Source organism: Paenibacillus sp. 11B, from assembly GCF_030487755.1.
Taxonomy (GTDB): domain Bacteria; phylum Bacillota; class Bacilli; order Paenibacillales; family Paenibacillaceae; genus Paenibacillus; species Paenibacillus vandeheii.
In genome coordinates this window covers 45,739-63,915 of the sequence record NZ_JAUKNS010000005.1, presented here as the reverse complement: position 1 = coordinate 63,915, position 18,177 = coordinate 45,739, and the positions used below count along the sequence as shown (strand labels likewise).

Sequence of the window (18,177 nt, the reverse complement as noted above, 5' to 3'; positions counted from 1 at the left end):
TATGGGCACTCGGCTCGGAGATGCGGGACGTTATCTGTGGCGATACCGGATACTATATCTGCTCTCGGTACCGGGCATCCTGTATTTTTTCCTCTTCAAATATGTACCTCTGTTCGGCTCGGTCATTGCTTTTCAGAACTACAACATTTTCAAAGGCATCACCGGAAGTGATTGGGTAGGTCTGGAGCATTTTCAGAAGATGTTCAGCCATTATGACTTTTTGCGGATTCTCAATAACACACTTCTGCTCGGACTATATGATCTGGTGATTGCATTCCCGGTTCCGATCTTACTGGCCATTCTGCTAAATGAAGTACGGATGATTGTGTTTAAGCGTTTGCTGCAAACGATTGTATACATGCCTCACTTTCTGTCCTGGGTCGTCATAAGTGGTATTTTCATGGGGATTTTCTCGATGGATGCCGGGGTGGTGAACAAGGCACTTGGATTTCTGGGGATGCAGCCAATCTACTTTCTTGGGGAAGACTCATACATTCGTTCCATTCTAATCGGTTCCGGAATCTGGCGCGACTCCGGGTACGGCACCATTATTTTCCTGGCTGCCATTGCGGGCATCAATCCCGATCTGTATGAGGCGGCAGAGGTGGATGGAGCCGGACGTTTGAAGCAAATATGGTCGATTACCCTGCCATCCTTGCTACCGACGATTATGATTCTGCTGCTGCTGCACATCGGGAAGTTCCTCGATCTGGGCTTTGAGCGGGTGTTCGTATTCCTGAATCCGCTCAATCTGGAATCCGGTGAAATTCTCGATACGTACATCTACAAAGCCGGGCTTCTCTCACAGCAATACAGCTATACAACGGCCATCGGGTTGTTCAAGTCCGTTGTTGGCCTGATGCTTATTCTACTGGGTAATTTTTTCAGCAAAAAAACAACCGGCGAAAGCCTGTATTAGGAGGCGAGATAGATGCGTACCCCCAGTGTCCGTTACCGTATATTCCGCATTGGAAATCTCGTTTTTCTTACGCTGCTCTCGTTGACGATGATTCTGCCTTTCATTAATGTGCTGGCCCAATCACTCAGCAGCTCGGAAGCGATCATGGGCGGAAAGGTCAGCTTCTGGCCTGTTGCTTTTACCTGGATCAATTATGAATATGTATTCGGCGATGCTTCGTTCTGGCGGGCATTTGCGGTATCGGTTGGGGTGACACTGTTCGGGACGCTGATCAATCTCGCCGCAACGGCATCGCTGGCCTATCCCGTTTCCCGTCCAGAGTACAAAGGGCGCTCGCTGGTTGTCATGTTTGTTCTAGTGACCGTTGTATTCTCGGCGCCGCTCATTCCGAACTTTATCCTGATGAAGGAACTGCATCTGGTCAACAATCCGCTGGTACTGATTGTGCCAGGAGCGATTAATGCCTTTAACTTTTTCGTCATGCGCTCGTTCTTCGCACAGCTGCCGGGTGAACTGATCGACGCTGCCCGCATCGATGGCTGTGGGGAATTCGGTATCATCTGGCGTATCGTCATTCCATTGTCCAAACCGGCCATGGCATCACTCGGCATCTTCTATGCGGTTGGCCACTGGAATGCCTACTCCACCGCGCTATATTATCTGAATGATCCGGCCTGGTGGCCGATCCAGGTAACACTTAAGAAACTGTTTGAAAGTGACGATATTTCCGTCGATCCGGGCTCTGCCGTCTATAGCACTCTTGCACATACATCGCCGGAAGGCATCAAAATGGCAACGATCATCATCGCCACCTTACCGATTATTATCATTTACCCTTTTCTGCAAAAGCATTTTGTAAAAGGAATCATGGTCGGCTCCGTCAAATCTTAAGTACAAGAAGCATACAGATCTGACGGAAACGGGGGAATGGCGATGTTCAGAATCTTGATTACGGACGATGAGCCGATGATTCGGATGGGTCTGGCGAAGATGATCAAGCAAGCGGGGCTGTTCGACTGTGAGATTCGGCAGGCAGCACATGGGGAAGAGGCACTGCAGGTGGTTGAAGCCTTTCGGCCACACATCCTGTTTACGGATATCCGCATGCCAACGATGGATGGTATCGAGCTGTGTCGACGTTTATCCGAGCAAGGAAGTACGATACGCATTATTGTGGTCTCCGGTTATTCGGACTTTGAATATGCAAGAGCCTGTATGGATTATGGGGTAAAGCGATATCTGCTGAAGCCTGTGGGACGACAGGAGCTTCATGAGCTGTTACTCAAATTGCTTGCGTCTGAAGAGGATAAACCTACAGTTTCCCTTGTACCCGTGAGGGAGCTGAATGATTGGGCGATGCGCCTGGAAGAGGCCATATGGGAGTTACGGCAGTCCGATGTGACAGAGCTGCTCGCAGCATGGTCTGGTCGTTATCCGGCATATTCCTTGATGCCTGAACAGACAGCGGAGCTTTTTCAGGAATTGCTCGAATTGATTGTGGCCCGAATGAATGCACGTGGCAACGGAACGATGAGTACGTCCTGCGAGATAAATGTAAGCGCTTCCTCTAAAGAATGCTTTGAGACTCTGGGCAACGAGATTCACAGATTAATGAAGACGATCAAGGAAAAGCGTAGCGGCAAGCGCAAGCATCCGGTAGAAGAAGCAAAAGCCTATCTGGAGAAGCATTTGCGCCGTGAAGTATCGCTGGATGAGATTGCAGCCAAGCTGGGGCTTAACCCATCCTACTTCAGCCAGCTGTTCAAACAGACGACAGGTCAGACCTTTATCCAATACCGGATACGCAGCAAAATGGAACTGGCCAAGCGCATGCTGGAACAGCCGGGTAACCGGATTACGGATATTTCCTACGAAGTGGGGTATGCGGATCATCCCCATTTTACGAAGACGTTCAAGAAGATTACCGGACTGACACCGTCCGAGTATCGCAGCAAGTTGGGCATTGAGTGATGAAGCGCAGCCTGTCGATCCGCCTGTTCTTTCATTTTGCGATCGTGATTACACTTTCTCTGTCCGCCATCGGCTTGTTTACCTATACCTATGCCTCAACCGAAATGAACGACCAGCTTGCGGACAACATCGCCCAGACGATGCGCAATACGGCGTACCAGACCGACCTGTATTTGCAAAATTATGATCGGGCCACGTACTCCATTCTGGCGAGTGGAAGTGTTAAGCAATTTCTGGACATGAATCCGGAGGATAGTTATGCCTATTACGAATACAGCCGTCAGATCAAAACGAACGTGTTCCCGCCTGTTTTTATGTTATATCCGCAGATCAAGTTTCTGTATGTTATCGGGGAAAACGGGCGTGTTGTCATTGATGACAACCAGAATTCAGCCGGTATACCGGATATGGACGCGGCTCTTCAATATAAGGAGCTACTGGCCGCAACGCCTGCAAACGGCGAATCTACATTGCTTACACGCAGTATTCGCAGCGAGCAGAGTGCCAATGTCATTACGATTGCGCGGCGGATCAGAGGAGTGTCCTCCTATACCCCAAACGGTGTACTGGCGATGGAAGTGAATGTGCTGGAGCTTGACAAAATATGGGGAGAACTCGATCTCGGCCAGGGCGGATATCAGTATGTGATAGATCAGAACGGAACGGTTATCTATACTCCCGGTGAGGCAGAGGCGCAGACAGCGATGCCATCCAGCAGCGTAAACAGACTTATGCAAATGGAGGCGGGCTCGCTTGAACTGAACACGGATGGCACCAAACGGCTGTCCATTTCGGAGCTTTCCAATTATTCTGGCTGGCGTTTTGTTGCTTCCGTGCCTCTGGAGGAGCTTCAACGACCGATTGCAACGATTCGCTCGACCACATTGTGGGTTGGTGCAGGAACCCTGCTGGCTGCACTGGTCGTGGCCTATCGAATCGGCGCTTCTCAGGTGGAACCGATTCGTGTGCTGATGAACGGAATGAGACAGACCGAGAAGGGAATCTGGAACAAGGTGGAGATGAAGGAAAGGCGCGATGAAATCGGCGTGTTGATTCGAAGTTATAATCTGATGGTCAGCCGCTTGTCGGACATGATTGAGCGTGTGTATGAATCGGAACTGCGCCGTCAGAAATCGGAGATCGAGCTTCAGCAGGAGGCGCTGGAACGGCACCGTGCGGAATTTCAGGCACTTCAGTTGCAGATCAATCCGCATTTCCTCTACAACACCCTGGAGACGATCAAATGTTATGCCGTTGTACAGGATTCAGAAGAAATTACGCAAATGGTGGAATCAATGGCCCATATGCTCCGTTATTCCATTCAGACGAACTTGGAGGAAATCACGGTTGCGAATGAACTGAAACATGTGCTGGCCTACCTTTCCATCATGAAGCATCGCATGGATCGGGAACTCGAAGTGGAGGTCATCATTAGACCGGATCTGTTGTTGGAGAAAATGGTTCGACTCACCCTCCAGCCACTGGTGGAAAATGTGTTACAACACGCTTTTCCGCGAGGCATGGAGCCCGGTCACTTTATCCGAATCGACGCTCGGCGTCTTGAAGATCGCTTTCTTGTCATCGTTCAGGATAACGGCATGGGCATGAGTGAGGAACGCTTGGAGAAGCTGCGTCGACGTCTGGAATTGAACCGCCTGGCAGGCGAAGATTCCGATGATGTGTACCATCGCGGGGGCATCGGGCTCATGAATGTCCATCGCCGAATTCAGCTGGTATTTGGAGAAACGTATGGCTTGATGATTGAGAGTGAGCAAGGATTGGGAACGACCATTACGATGGCGCTTCCGGCGGATCAGCATAGTAAGCGGATTTAATTGAACCTATAACAGGGAGGACGATAGAAAATGAATATTAACTTGCAGAACAAAATTGCGCTGGTCACAGGCTCTAGCGGAGGGATTGGGGCTGCCATTGCTGGGGCATTGGCTCGTTGCGGGGCAAAGGTGGCTGTGAATGGCCTGCATAATATGGATCGGGCTGAGGAGGTTGTGGCTGCAATTCGGGATGCTGGCGGTGAAGCAGCAGCATTTCAGGCAGATGTGACGAATACGGATGCGATTGAATCGATGGTTGGGGATATTACGCTCCGCTTTGGTGGTCCGATTGACCTGTTGATCAATAATGCGGGACATCTGGTGGAGCGGAGCCCCATTGAAACGATGAGCGAGGAGCTTTACAGCCGAATTATGGATGTGAATCTGAAAAGTGCCGTATTTGTCTCCAAAGCGGTCATTCCAGGCATGAAGGCAGCTGGAGGTGGTCGAATAATCAATTTGACTTCGGTAGCGGCTCATAATGGTGGCGGTCCGGGTGCAGCTATTTACGCAGCCTCCAAGGCAGCAGTCATCGCGTTAACTAAAGGGCTTGCCAAGGAGCTGGCTCCTGGCGGGATTACGGTTAATGCCCTCTCACCGGGCTTCATCGGGCAAACGGCGTTCCATGCAACGTTCACCTCGGAGGAAGGCCGATCTTCTGCGGTAAGCAGCATTCCCCTTGGACGGGAAGGCAGTCCCGAGGATGTTGCAGGTGCGGCGCTGTACCTGTGTTCGGAGTTGGGTTCTTTTATAACGGGAGAAACGCTTGAAATCAATGGCGGAATGTATATGCGTTGATGCTACACCATTGCGATAAGGAGGGGACGATACGATGGAAGTGAAGCGGAAACTTGCAGAAAGACCGTTATACCAACCAATCAGCGGGCCGTTCCATGTGGACTATGAGCCTGATGAACATACCGTTCTGGCAGAGAATCCACCGAGGTTTACCTGGATGGCGGCACAGCAGGAGGATGAGAATGCCTATATTCTACAGGTGTCAGTGGGGCCATCTTTTCAGGAAAAAGAGACGAGGACCTTTGCACCGCTTCCATATAATTTTTTTACGCCGGACCGGGTGTTTGAACCGGGGAATTATTATTGGCGATATGCGCTGCTTGTAGATCATCAAGTTCAGCAAGGAAGCGAAGCCGAAGTGGACGCCGTTCTGGGGAAGCAGCAGGAAATGTCGGCATGGAGTGAGGTGCGGCGGTTTACGGTACCAGCGGGATTACCCGAGACACCGATACCTTCTCGGGCACAGCGGTATGTTTCCACGGACACGGCTCATCCCCGGTTATGGCTCGGAGTAAGTGGGCTGCAGGCACTTGCAGATGACATTGCGTCCGATCCCTCATATTGCGGCTGGGATGTATTTATGGCAAATTCCGTTGAGCCGTGGGCAAACCGCGAGCCGATTAGTGAACCGCTGCCTTACCCGGATAACAAACGCGTCGCTCCGTTATGGCGTCAAATGTATATTGACTGTCAGGAAGTGTTATATGCCATTCGTCATCTGAGCATCGCTGGCCGGGTGCTTCGTGACGAACGGTTGCTTGAAGCGGCGAAAACATGGCTGCTGCATGTGGCAGCCTGGGATACGGAGGGAACGACATCCCGCGATTATAATGACGAGGCAGCCTTTCGGGTTGCCGCCGCGCTGGCTTGGGGTTATGACTGGCTGCATGATGAGCTGAACAGCGAAGAGCAAGATGTGGTAAGGCGCAGTTTGCTGCGGCGGACAGAGCAGGTGGCCCAGCATGTGATGGTTCGCTCGAAGATCCATCATGTGCCTTACGACAGCCATGCGGTGCGTTCATTGTCCTCCGTGCTTGTACCTTGCTGTATGGCCTTGCTGCATGAGGAACCAAAGGCCGCAGCGTGGCTGGATTATGCGATCGATTATTATGCCTGTCTGTACTCCCCTTGGGGAGGAAGTGATGGAGGTTGGGCCGAGGGTCCGATGTACTGGACAACAGGCATGGCCTATGTGACCGAAGCAATGAATTTGTTGCGAAACTACGCGGGCATCGACTTCTTCCGTCGGCCGTTCTTCCAGCGTACCGGGGATTTTCCACTCTACGTATACCCTCCTGATGCTCGGCGCGCCAGCTTCGGAGATCAGTCTACGCTGGGTGACCCGGTAAACTTGAAAACAGGCTATCTTGTCCGCCAACTGGCGGGTGTTACAGGCAATCGTTGGTATCAGTGGTACTTTGAACGTGTACGCCAATCCGATCCGGGGACAGAGGGAGCTTTTTATAATTACGGTTGGTGGGACTTTAACTTTGACGACTTGGTATACCGCCACGATTACTCCCAGGTGGAGGAAGAGTCTCCTGTAGACATCGAACCGCTCAAGTGGTTCCGGGATGTGGGGTGGGTAGCCATGCATCACCGGATGGATAATCCGGATGAGCATATGATGCTGCTGCTCAAGTCGAGCCGGTATGGCTCCATCAGCCACAGTCATGCGGACCAGAACAGCTTCACTCTGCATGCATTCGGTGAGCCGCTCGCCGCGGATACTGGCTACTATATCGCGCACGGCAGCTCCTTTCACCGGGAATGGCGCAGGCAGACGCGCTCCAAAAACAACCTGCTGATTGGTGGAGCAGGACAGTACGCCGAGAACAACAAGGTGCTGAATATGGCCGCAACGGGACAGATTGAAGAAGCCTATTGGCGAGACGGTGATGGTTATGTACGCGCGGTAGCGACCGATGCCTACGCCAGCACCGTACCACATGTGAAGCGTGTTGTACGTGAAATCCATTTTCTGCAATCATCCTACTTCGTTATTGTGGACCACATTGATCTGGAGAAGCCGGACAGCGTTCAATGGCTGTTCCATGCACTGCACCCGCTACAGCTGAAAGGGCAGAGCTTCCGTCTAAACGGAAATAAGGCAGGGTTAGAAGGGACTTTTGTCTATGCTTCCTCCGGTGAGCTGGCGCTCAGCCAGACGGATCAATTCGCAGAGGTGGACCCGGCAGAGTACGAAGGGCTGGAAAAGCATTATCATCTAAGCGCGGAAACGCGGCCTGCCTCAAGCCATAGAATTGTAACACTGCTTGTACCGTATAAGGTCGAGGAGCCGAAGTATGTCCCCTATTTCATCGATGACCAGGATCACGGCATCCATCTCTACTTCACCGACAACGGTGTAACGAAGAAGATTGAGGTATCCAAGACGTACTAGAGGTGCTGACCTAAAGAAAACGCAATCTCATCTAAAACATCCCCATTGTTGCAGCGGTGGGGATGTTTTAACATCTAATTTGAAAGCGCTTCACCAAAGAGTGGTACCTAAATCTAAATCAGGATGAAAAGAGGGGTAGCATGAAAAAGTGGATGGTCTCAGGCATGGCGCTATTGCTGGTGGCAGCTGTCATGACAGGGTGCAACAAGGGGAGCGGCGCGGCATCCGGTGAGAGCGGGGGGGACGGCAAAACGAAGTTCTCCATGTCGTTGCGTACGTTGGCGTATACGTATGTGGAGAAGTCACCGGACATTAACAAGGATAAATGGGTCAAGAAGCTGGAGGATCTGACCCATACCGATCTGAAAATCGTCCTGGTGCCTCATAAGGAATATGAGCAGAAAATGGTCCAGATGTTTGCCACCAACGATATTCCTGATGTGGTGCAGGGTGACGGCGGGGTCAACGGTAAAGAGATGGCCGGATCGGTCGAGGCCGGGGTATTTCAGCCGCTGGATGAACTGCTGCAGCAGTACGGGCAAGATTTGCTCAAAGCCGTGCCGAAAGAAGCCTGGGACCAGGTAACCCATGACGGCCATATTTACGCCATCCCCGAATATTTATCCAATCCATCTCGTCGGGCAACCTGGATTCGCAAGGATTTGCTGGATCAAACGGGGCTACCGGTGCCCACTACGGTCGAGGAGACTATGGACGTTTTACGTGCCTTTAAGAAGCTTGGTGTGGAGAATCCATATATGGGGCGTGAAGATTTCAAGTATGCAGATACCTTTTTCGGTGCCTATGACGTACAGCAATTCCTGTCCATGATGGAGCAGCAGGGCGACCAGGTTGTACCGAAGTTTATGGATAATGAGAATATGCAGCAAGCCCTTACCGTCTACAAGACCATGTACGAGGAAGGGCTCATTAACAAAGAGTTCGCGACCATTAATTCAACGGTTTTCAAAAATACGATTCTCTCTGGCAAAGCGGGCATGTGGTCCATGAACGCCAACGAACTGATCCAGTGGGAGAAGCAGATTAAAGCGTCAGTTCCCGATGCCAAAATCGAGATTATCCCTTCACCTGTCGGCCCGGACGGAAAAGGTGGTTATTATTTGTACGGTCCGGTGACACGGGCTTACTTTATTAACAAAGATGCGGCTGATCCGGCGTCCATTATCCGTTTCTTTAACTGGATGGTGTCAGATGAAGCGGAGAAATTTTTCACGTACGGCACGGAAGGAGAGACCTACACAGAGGATAATGGCGTGATTTCATATACAGCTCCGACAGACTCTGCTGGCGTGGATGAGGAGCGTTACCGTCAGTCGTTCTTATGGTTCGTACAGGATACGACGTACAACAAAGGCTCGTTATCGCTGACAGAAGAAGGCAGAAAGCTGATGAATATTTACGATACTGTTTTAGCAAAAGAAGGCCGGGATGGCATCAACTTTGATCCGCGGTTGGAAGCCTTTGTACAGAATCCCGATATTGCTCCCAATTCGGATACACCTCCTCAAGTATTGCTCACACACATGATCAAGATGGTATACGGGAAGGAGCCGATCTCCGATTGGCCGAAAGTGGTTGAGGAATGGAAATCTAAAGGCGGGGATCGTGCGATTGAGGAAGCCACGCAGAAATTCAAGGACGGTGAAGGCGTATCTTTGCCGCGTCGCTAGAATTGGGCGGGATAAGCAACGACTTCAATTAGCAATAGGATGTCCTGCTCACCGTGCAGATGAAACATGTCAACGAGAAGCAGCAGCTCCGGAGAACGGGCAGATCGCAAGGGCATAATGTCAGGAGATTTGACTACCGTGCGGAGGGGATACAAGTGAATGACTTGTTCAAAACGTGGAAAAAGCGCGTTGTACTTGTTGCCATGTCTGTGATTCTCATTAGCGGCACCATCGTTCCAGTACACGAAGTCCGGGCAATGGATGACGCTGCTCCTCATTCTATTTTAAATGCGAAGCAGGAGGAGAATATCCCAGATCCGGAGGGCCCGGAGCTGGAAATTTACGCGGAAAATTTTGATGACCCCGACAATTTTGGCTCTACGGGTGGAATTGCACTGAGAGCTCCCTGGTTGCAGGAAGGTGCAGGCGGAAGCAAGGCCAAAACGTCATCTTCCACAACCGCACCGTCGCTGCCCAACATGATCAAGATGGACGGAACCGATGCTCTCGCACTGCCGCTAAATCTGACCGGATACGGAAACATCCGGTTCAGCTACTACACGCGTGCTTCTTCCTATATAAGTGGGAGCGTCATTATCGAATGGTCCAAGGACGGTGGAACATCCTGGACGACGCTGGAGACGTTCGAACTTCCACCGGGCACCCCGGACCTGAAGAACAAGGAAGGCAATACACTTAAAAGCTGGTCGCTGGGTGCGGAAGCGAACAATAACAGCACGGTGAAAATTCGTTTTCGGACAGGAGATGCCATGCAGGCCAACATGTATATCGATAATGTTGCCATTTACGGTCAGGCCATTCCTGGTATAACACCTGCTCCTTCTCCAGTGCCGCCTGGAGAAGAGGATACTGAATTCACACCACCACAAGGAGTGACTTTATACGAGGATGTGGAGATTGGCACAGCTGGCGGGCGAGCAATCTATTCATCCATTGCTGTTCCCGAGACAGCGACAGCTGAACCGATGCCGGTCATGGTCTATATCCATGGAGGTGGATGGAACCATGGGGATAGAAAGCAAGCACTCGGATCTATATGTAATTATGTACTTAAACGCGGTTACATTGGTGTATCTCTGGACTACCGGCTGACACCTGAGGCACCTTTCCCAGCACAGATTCAGGATGTGAAGCTTGCTATTCGATATTTGCGGGCCCATGCAGCTCAGTACAATCTGGACCCGAGTCGTATTGGTGTCTGGGGATCATCTGCGGGCGGCCATCTGGCAGCATTGCTCGGCACAACAGGGGATATGGTCGCTGGTGACACCGTAGTGCTCGATACAGGAGTGACGGTAGATGTACCGGATCTGGAAGGTTCCGGCGGATGGCCTGAGTATTCCGACAAAGTGCAGGCGGTCGCCGACTGGTATGGACCCGCTGATTTTACGACGACATTTGCCAATAATTATAGCTCGGTCACGGCTCTGCTTGGCGGGCATCGTGCATTCGATGTACCGGAACAGGCCAGACTTGCCATGCCGGGCACATATGCTTCATCGGATGACCCACCGTTTTGGATTCGGCACGGCGATGCTGACGCCACCATTCCCTATACCGACAGCGTTACTTTTGCCGGACAGCTTCAATCCGCGGGTGTCCCAATTGTGGATCTGAAGGTCGTACCCGGCCAGGGCCATGGGTTTACGGGAACGGCATCCGAGACTGCCAATGCAGAGGCGTGGGCCTTCCTGGATGAACATGTGAAGAACCGGGTAGTTACGGAGCCAATAATTTTCAAAAGCAATCCTGAAGACACTTCGCCTGGAGGTGAAGAAGTGGATGAAGAAAAACCGTTGATAGAGAAGGTCATCGCCAGCAAGCTGCCAAGCGACGATGCGGCGATTGACAGCGGCAAGCCTGACCTGAATTTTAATCAGGCTACGGGTTCCAGCACCGGATTGCTCAGCATTTCCTCGACTTCGTCCACCAAGAAATATGTGTATTTCAAGTTTAATTTGACCGGAAATGAGCCCGAGGGAGATCGGTATCGATTGCGGATTGCCGCAAAGAAAGGCACGTCGAATACGGATACGGAATTATCTGTGTACGGTTTGGATGCAACAGACTGGAGCGAATCATCGTTAACTTGGTCGAATGCGCCAGTCAAAAGTCTCAGCGAAAGTTCGCTACTTGGTACATTCCAGGTCACGGCAGATCGTAATGGAAGCCCGGCAGTTTACGAAGTCGATGTAACCGATTATGTGAAGAGTATTTCAGAGGCGGGACAGGTGGCATTTCTGCTGGGGGACGCCGGGTCAACAGGCTTTTCCGTGAACGTGTATACCAAGGAAGCCAACGGAACGAGCAATCCACGTCCGCAGTTATCCGTCATCGCTTTAATTGAAGATGGAACTGACACACAACCCCCGGAGTGGGAGCCGAACGCCTCCCTGGTAGTTCGCAACTGGGGAACGGAGTTTGCCGAACTGAGATGGCCCGCTGCCAACGATGATATAGCTGTATCTGCCTACCGGATTTATCGGGATGGAGGTTTGTTGGCTGAACAAGGTAAGCAGTCATTTCGTGACAGTGGACTTGCAGCCGGAACATCATACACATTTCAAGTGAGGGCCATTGACGAGGTGGGCAACGTCAGCAGTGCTTTGTCAACCAATATGACCACCCTTGCGGTTCCCGTATCGACCCTGCCGGTTGCTTCCGTCTCGGCAAGCGGAAGCGACGGCAACCTGGCGACCAATACCATCGACAATAACAGCTATACACGCTGGTCTGTTGCCGGAGAGGGGCAGTGGATCACGTATGATCTGGGTCAGGCGCAGCAAGTTGGCTATGTTGGTGTTGGTTTTTACAAAGGGGATGTAAGGAAGACCTTTTTTGAAATCGAAACGTCTGTTGACGGTGAACTGTGGACGCAGGTGTTCAGCGGAGAAAGCAGCGGGGATACGACAGAGATGCAAGCATTTGTTATCCCGGACACTTCTGCACGTTATGTACGGATTACCGGGCTTGGGAATTCAGATTCAAGTATTTATACGAGCCTGACCGATGTGCATCTGTATGCCCCTTTTGCTGGGGGAGGGACGCCTGTTGCACTGATTCCATACCTTGAGCCACAACCTCCTGAGGGGACGGTGCCCTTTATCGCTCCAGGTCTGACGGAGACAGATGGAACACCACATGCTGTCCATTCTCCACATGTCGTAACCGGACGAACGATTGATGTAAGGGATTACGGTGCAGATCTGGCTGACAATACAAGCGATGACCGACTTGCTATACAGGCTGCTATTGATGAGGCGAACGTTGGCGATGAAGTGTTTTTACCTAATGGAGTGTACAATTTGTTATCCGGACCAGATGGGACCACTAATCTGATGCTCAAATCCGGGGTGAACCTGAGAGGAGAGAGCAGTGAAGGAACCGTGCTCAAGACATCGCTGGATCAGGTGACGGGCAGCGCCGTCCTGAAAGCATCGGCTCAGCATAGCATTCTCATATCCAATATGACCCTAACTTCTTCCTGGTCCGGTAGCTACACGACCGACCACAAATCCAATAATCCCTCCGCAGGGGGGCCAGATAGCATGATTCACATCGCCAACTATGGCGAGGCTCCGTCGTATAACATTACGATCGATGGCGTGATTGTGGAGAAATTCAAACGAATGGCTATCCGCATCGAGCACAGCCGCGATGTTGTTGTGAAGCATGCAATATTCCGCAATGCAACAGATTTGGGCCCAGGAGGTTCAGGCTATGGAATTTCCATTCAGGGGACGGCCAAGACCGATCGGCTCGGCTTTGCCAATGATACGTTATGGAATGTGGTAGAGGATAGCACGTTTGAAGGTCCTTATCTCAGGCATGGAGCACTGATTCAGTTTGTGGCCCACAACAACGTGCTGCGGGGCAATACGTTTAACGGAACAAAGCTGGATGCCATCGATCTTCACGGCGAACTGGAGTATTTCAATGAAATCTCAGGTAACATTATTACAGATGTTCTTACTGGTGCAGGTATCGGACTCGGCAATACAGGGGGTTCAGCACCCAGCAACCACAGTAAGTCAGGCAAAGGAAACTACATTCATGACAACACGATCACGAACAGCCAAATCGGCATTTCGGTAACCATGGGCACACCCGATACATTAATCGAGGATAATCTCATCGAGAATACAACCACGATTGCAGATGCGGCAGGAATCAAAGTGTTGAACGGACCGGGTACGGTGATTCGAGGCAATGTAATCCGTAACAATACCGCCAGTGGATACTGGGGTGTGCGGCTTGAGCGTGACAAAGGAGATGCTGGAGCGGGCAACATCGGCGAAGGGAACCCCGAGAATGTGTTGATTGAAAATAACCGAATTGAAGGTAACACGAACGGAATCGGACTTTTTGCCGGAGTCGGCATTCTGCTGAAGGTCAACATTCTAAACAATGTAAATGAGAACTACTACAAAGCAGCAGGTGTGACAGTTACCGAGCTATAAATGATCAGAACAAGTAGCCTGGCAGGCGTCTATATAAGTTGAAGCTCAATGTTACACCTAAACGGAGAGTGCAGAACCAATTTGAAGAAGCGAAGCGTTCGCCTTTATCACCGGATTTTTTCCCTTGGACAAAGGGAATGATGAAAATCTGGGGATAAGAGCGATCGGAAAATGGTACTGCAATCGGAGTGATAAGGTGTAACATTAATAGTTCAACTTATGTAGCCTGATGGGCTACTTTTGTTGTGAATCATTGATTTAAGATTCATTAAAGGTTTGTCCCCTACCATGGTTTCATAAGCCTCAGTTGCTTAACAGAAACCAAGAAGGAGGATTCAATCATTGAATAGTTTACTACGTAAAGTTGCAGTAACGGCCTTGTCCGTGACGATGGTAACATCATCTTTTGCCGTGGTAGGAAGCCCGAACGCTGCATTTGCCGCAGAAGATACGAGCACCAGCACAGGTGTCACGCAAGCCTATGAATCGTTGTTCCAGACGGACAACGTTATTGATGTGAATGTTACGATTGATGATGCAGACTGGAAGAGCATGCTCGAAAGCCCGCTGGATAAGGAATATAAGAAGGTCAGTGTGGAAGTGGACGGCAACAAGCTGGATAACGTTGGTTTCTCCACCAAGGGCAATCTGACTTTGAAAGCCGTAGCTTCAATGGAAGATTCGGACCGCTACAGCTTTAGACTGAAATTCGATAAATACGACAAAACACAAACCCTGCTCGGTCTGGACAAAATGGTCCTGAACAACAACTACGCCGATCCATCGTACATGCGTGAAGTTCTTCATTATGAAGCTCTACGCAGCATTGGTATGGATATACCGATGACGAACTACGTTAACTTGTATGTAAACGGCGAACTGGTTGGTTTCTATACCGGGGTTGAAGCGGTAGATGACAGCTATCTGGAACGCAACTACGGTGAAGATTATGAGGACGGAGTCCTCTACGATACAGATGAGAAGAGTTACCTGCAATATTCAGAAGGCAGCGACTACAGCACCATCACGGAAGATTTGGGTACAGACGAGAACAAAACCAAGCTCAAAAACTTTATCAAAACGCTGAATGACATGCCTGAAGGTGAAAAAGGCAATATTGAGAGCGTATTGGATGTCGATTCGGCGCTGAAATATATCGCGGGCAACATGGTTTTTGGCAACTATGACAGCTATAACGGTGACAAAGGCCACAACTACATGCTATATGGAGATGCGGATGGCAAATTTACCGTTGTGCCTTGGGACTTTAACATGTCCTTTAATGGATACTCCGGTGGAGGCGGACGTGGAACAACAGGATCATCCACGACCAACACCAATGCAACGAACGTATCTGTGGACGAGCCAGTGCTTGGCATTAGCATGGAAAACGTACCGATGATCAACAACTTGCTTGAAGTGCCAGAGTATAAGGAAAAATACTTGAGCTACGTCAACGAATTGACGGATTATCTGGAAGGCATCCAGGACCGCATCACAGATCTGGCTGACATCATTCGTCCTTATGTAGAAGCAGATCCTACGAAGTTCTACACAACAGAACAGTTTGAATCGAACATTGCATACTCTGCCAACGCTGATGCAACGGGCGGCACGGGCGGTATGGGTGGTACACCACCAGAAGGATTTGAAGGTATGACACCGCCAGAGGGCATGGAAGGCATGACGCCTCCGGAAGGGTTTGAAGGTATGACACGACCGGATGGAACAACACCACCAACACAGCCAGATGGTACGGCGGGAACAGGGACAACAGACAACGCAGGCAATACCCAGACACGTCCTGGCGGCAACTTTGGCGGAGGTGGGGGTATGGGCTCCATGGCAGCAGGATCGCTGACCACGTTTGCCCTGAACCGACTTGCCAACCTGCAAGAGCAGCTTGGACGTGAAGTAACGCCTTTGCCTGAGACTTCGGAAGATACAGGTACGGATAACGGAACAGGAACAACAGACAAAGCGATCACTGTAACCCTGGATGGCAAATCAGTTACGTTCCCTGATCAAGACCCATTGCAACAAAGCGGACGAGTGACGGTTCCTGTGAACGCTATTCTTGAAGCTTTTGGGTGCAGAAGTAACGTGGGACAAAACAGCGAAAACCGTAACCGCCGTTCTGAATGACCAGACGCTTGTGCTCCAGATCGGAAGCAGCACGGCAACGGTGAATGGTGAAACGCTCGAAATTGATGCACCAGCCATAATCAAAAACAGTCGTACGCTGGTGCCGGTACGCTTCATCTCTGAAGGACTGGGACTGACTGTGGATTGGGATCAAACGGCAGCACAAGTCACACTTACATCCAAATATGAAATCTCTCCGGTAGAGTAATGTTGTTCTACGGAGAACGAGGAAAGGGATTCGATGCTCAGATCGAATCCATTTTTGCTCTGCTTTTTCTACAGAAGGAATAATAAATTTTACATGTTGTACTTACTTTGCCGAGAAAAGCTTACGTAGGATAACAGAATAGATAATACTAAGACAGCAATTAAAATACTAAAAGAGGTCATTTCAGAAACAGGGGTTGGTTTGAATAATTGGAATCTCCCTTTAAATTCGAAAATATCGTGAGCTACTACAGAAATAATGTTGCGTATATCATATTTTCCAAGCACGGGAACTATAAAATCGTATACAAAAAATATAATGACAGGTAAAAGTGCTGATTTAAATAAAATCCCCAGTAGAAAACCGATTGATGCAAAGACAAGACTTATCATTAAACTGAATAAAAGTTGAACAATTAGGTTGTTATGATCCAGGCTAGTATTAAATCTTGCTGAAATGTCATTTGGAATTCCATTGATGATTTGTTGGTGAAACAAATATCCTGTTATGAATGAAACAAGTATTGTCGTAATAAAAATAATTAAAACTCCTAAATATAAGGAGAGAAATTTTGATGTGATTAATTGCGATGAAGCCATTTGAGTTGCTTTTATTCTAATAGTTTTATATTTATAGTCATAAGAGGCTAGATATATAGAATAGATTACAAAAATAATTGGAAAAAAAACAAATGTCATCCATTCCAATGTATTTGTGATAATTGACCTATTATTGAGTAATCCTATAGCATCACCTGCTTCAGCTAAACGAAAACGTACAGGATTATCCACAATTTGTTCGGAACCAGTTCCTGTGATATTTATTGGCATGTCCAGCATTTTATCAACATCCATACCTTCTTCTTTATACAAATTATAAGTTTTAACATATAGGTCATAGGAACTCGTAGCCTTTGATTTTAAGCCATATATGTTGAGGAAAGAAATGAAGACAGAAATAATTACAGTGATCCATATTATGTGAGAATACCACTGATATTTCAGTTCTTTTTTTGTACTATTTAATGTAACGTTCGTAGATTTCATTCAATCCTTCCCCCTCATGAAGTTTGAAATCTTTGATTTGGATCGCAGATTGATCATGGATTAAAATTAGATCATCAATGATGGATGTGTAATATTCAAAATGATGCCCTATTGCTACAATCGTGGTATCCATTGACAACTTTTCTAATATAATTTTGAGATCCATCAGAGTATCGTGATCTAATCCATTGGAAGCTTCATCAAGAAATAAGTATTTGGGCTTAGTTACCAAAGCTATCATAAGGCTTAATTTTTTTCTTTGTCCCAAAGAATAAGATTTAACTTTATTTTTGAGAATTTCTGGTTTAAGAAAATGTGGCATTAATATATTATGATTTTTTTCATTTAAACTAGATGTTTGATTAGATAACAACTCTAAATTTTGAAGTCCCGTTAAATTGTGATAAAGGGGACTGTTATCATAAACAACCAATACCTTTTCTCTAACTTCTTCTAAAGGTTGATCATTATATTTGATTTCCCCATGGTAATTTTCGAGATTTAAAAGACATTTTAGTAAAGTGCTTTTTCCAGAACCATTTGGCCCCGAAATAAATGTAATTTTATTTTCAGGAATTTGTAATTCGATATTATTGAAAATAACTTGTTTTTTATATTCTTTTGATAGTTTTGATATAGTTATCATAGTTGTCACCTCTCATAACTGAAAACAACGACC

Annotated in this window: 12 protein-coding genes; 10 read left to right on the top strand and 2 right to left on the bottom strand. The window is 48.8% G+C overall.

All coding sequences use genetic code 11. The annotated features are described in order from the left end of the window. Nucleotide 1 precedes the first annotated feature (1 nt). The 10 genes from Q0V21_RS22430 (at nt 2) to Q0V21_RS22385 (ending at nt 16,452) form a co-directional block, all read left to right on the top strand. Entirely contained in the window at nt 2-919 is a 918-nt protein-coding gene (locus tag Q0V21_RS22430) for an ABC transporter permease (RefSeq protein ID WP_053784167.1), read from the top strand. 12 nt (nt 920-931) lie between these two features. After that, the gene (locus Q0V21_RS22425) at nt 932-1,810 is read left to right on the top strand and encodes a carbohydrate ABC transporter permease (RefSeq protein ID WP_024628844.1); all 879 of its coding nucleotides are present in this window, start codon (nt 932-934) and stop codon (nt 1,808-1,810) included. A 42-nt stretch (nt 1,811-1,852) separates the two neighbouring features. Continuing rightward, nucleotides 1,853-2,890 carry a response regulator transcription factor gene (locus Q0V21_RS22420; RefSeq protein ID WP_301880694.1) on the top strand — a complete coding sequence of 346 codons (1,038 nt, stop codon included), beginning with the start codon at nt 1,853-1,855 and terminating at the stop codon, nt 2,888-2,890. Further along, nucleotides 2,890-4,725, top strand: a complete 1,836-nt coding sequence (locus tag Q0V21_RS22415; protein ID WP_301880907.1) for a cache domain-containing sensor histidine kinase — start codon at nt 2,890-2,892, stop codon at nt 4,723-4,725. Before Q0V21_RS22420 ends, Q0V21_RS22415 begins: the two co-directional genes overlap by 1 nt. A gap of 30 nt (nt 4,726-4,755) precedes the next feature. After that, on the top strand, nt 4,756-5,523 hold the full coding sequence (locus tag Q0V21_RS22410; protein ID WP_024628841.1) for an SDR family NAD(P)-dependent oxidoreductase: 768 nt from the start codon (nt 4,756-4,758) through the stop codon (nt 5,521-5,523). Between the two features lie 34 nt (nt 5,524-5,557). Beyond that, complete coding sequence (locus Q0V21_RS22405) at nt 5,558-7,927, top strand: DUF4962 domain-containing protein (RefSeq protein WP_301880692.1); 2,370 nt, start codon at nt 5,558-5,560, stop codon at nt 7,925-7,927. A gap of 140 nt (nt 7,928-8,067) precedes the next feature. Continuing rightward, complete coding sequence (locus Q0V21_RS22400) at nt 8,068-9,618, top strand: extracellular solute-binding protein (RefSeq protein WP_301880691.1); 1,551 nt, start codon at nt 8,068-8,070, stop codon at nt 9,616-9,618. A gap of 59 nt (nt 9,619-9,677) precedes the next feature. After that, nucleotides 9,678-14,099 carry an alpha/beta hydrolase fold domain-containing protein gene (locus Q0V21_RS22395; RefSeq protein ID WP_301880906.1) on the top strand — a complete coding sequence of 1,474 codons (4,422 nt, stop codon included), beginning with the start codon at nt 9,678-9,680 and terminating at the stop codon, nt 14,097-14,099. A 342-nt stretch (nt 14,100-14,441) separates the two neighbouring features. Beyond that, entirely contained in the window at nt 14,442-16,244 is a 1,803-nt protein-coding gene (locus Q0V21_RS22390) for a CotH kinase family protein (RefSeq protein ID WP_301880690.1), read from the top strand. After that, nucleotides 16,177-16,452, top strand: a complete 276-nt coding sequence (locus Q0V21_RS22385) for a copper amine oxidase N-terminal domain-containing protein (RefSeq protein ID WP_301880688.1) — start codon at nt 16,177-16,179, stop codon at nt 16,450-16,452. Before Q0V21_RS22390 ends, Q0V21_RS22385 begins: the two co-directional genes overlap by 68 nt. A gap of 89 nt (nt 16,453-16,541) precedes the next feature. Here the strand turns inward: Q0V21_RS22385 and Q0V21_RS22380 are convergent, their stop codons facing one another. Then, a complete protein-coding gene (locus tag Q0V21_RS22380) occupies nt 16,542-17,498 on the bottom strand; it encodes an ABC transporter permease subunit (protein ID WP_301880687.1) in 957 nt (318 codons plus the stop codon). Beyond that, nucleotides 17,470-18,144, bottom strand: coding sequence for an ATP-binding cassette domain-containing protein (locus tag Q0V21_RS22375; RefSeq protein WP_301880686.1), 675 nt, complete (start codon nt 18,142-18,144; stop codon nt 17,470-17,472). The genes Q0V21_RS22380 and Q0V21_RS22375 overlap by 29 nt, the downstream gene beginning before the upstream one ends. Nucleotides 18,145-18,177 lie beyond the last annotated feature (33 nt).